1 protein-coding gene is annotated in these 1,415 nt (G+C 45.9%); it reads left to right on the top strand.

Going from position 1 to position 1,415, the window contains the following annotated elements; all coding sequences use genetic code 11:
• A partial coding sequence (locus A3766_RS10910) for an IS110 family transposase (protein ID WP_156508869.1) occupies positions 1-715 on the top strand: 715 nt, incomplete at its 5' end.
• Positions 716-1,415: the final 700 nt, after the last annotated feature.

Below are 1,415 nucleotides of genomic sequence, written 5' to 3'. Positions count from 1 at the left end.
TAATGCACGTTTCCAGCTAAAAGCCTTGCTGCTCAGAAATCATATTAACTATTCAGGCAAATCAAATTGGAGCTTAAAACACCTTCGTTGGTTAACAGAGATCATCTTACCTCATCCTAGTCAGCAATTTGTCTTGCAAGAGATGATTCAAACCATTTCAGAACGCAATGCTCGACTAGAGCGTCTGGACAATGAACTCGCCCATCACGTGAAGCAATGGCGATATTATCCGGTTGTGAAAGCGATACAAGCCTTGAGAGGCGTCCGACTGCTCACCGCCACTGGTGTCATTGTAGAGCTAGGAGACTTAACACGATTTGATAGCCCTAGAAAACTGATGAGTTATATCGGAACGACGCCCTCCGAGCATTCAAGTGGAGGAAAACGACACTTAGGCGCGATCACCAATTGTGGAAATGGGCGAGCGAGGAGATTGTTAGTTGAGGCTGCACATAGCTATCGCTATCCCGCAAAGATATCGAAGGAATTACAGCTCAGGCAGGAAGGATTGCCGAAAGAGGTAATTGATCAAGCTTGGCAAGCACAACAGAGATTATGTAGACGATATCAACGACTAATACACAAAGGTAAACATCGAAGTGTCGTGGTAACGGCGATCGCACGAGAACTGATAGCTTATATCTGGTCAATCTCGAAGGAAGTCACCTTACCCAGAATAGATCCAAAAACACGAATCTCACGCGTACCCGCTTAAGTAGATAAGGAATAATACATGAACAAGTTTAGCGTCAATGCAAAAGATCAAGCAGCGGCTGTGGTGCAATCACCGAAGGCGTTAGGTTGGCAATGAGCTAGCAGTACATTGATCCACGAGCATAGACTGAAGACAGGCACCACGACGTAATAAGTAAGGTTGGATAGGTTAACGCGTCGCGTTAGCAACCCACGAATACCAGCATGATCACCGTCGAAATTACTTGCTTCATCTGATGCGTTGACGCTTCCCTAACGGGAAGAATGTTAATTAAAAAGAAAGGCTCTGGCCGAGGTTCCGGCAGGATTTTGTGCGGGCCTCTTGACGTGGGGAGTCATACCAACGCTTTTATAAACGGCGCACGGCTCTATCGTGCGTCCAACGTAGGCCACGTGTTTTTGTGGCCGGAGTGATGTTTGATGAACTGGTTAGATGTTTTAGAACACCCAACTACACCAAACACCACGTTAAAACCTTTGTACTTGCCCAGAGACAAAAACACCCTAGATGGCGACTTTACCGGACTCCCTAGGAACACACCACCAACGAAACCTCTACAAATTAAAATGTACCTGAGAAGCTTAAACAGCGGAGCGGAACAGTTGGAAACCGTGCCACCTACCCTAAAAATTTAAACGGAGGAATACATAATAAGAAACGAGCATTCCCTGCCGAATATTGAGCCCTAAACCTTAAGAGC

Source organism: Oleiphilus sp. HI0132 (genome assembly GCF_001635845.1).
This window is presented reverse-complemented; position numbering and strand designations above follow the sequence as displayed.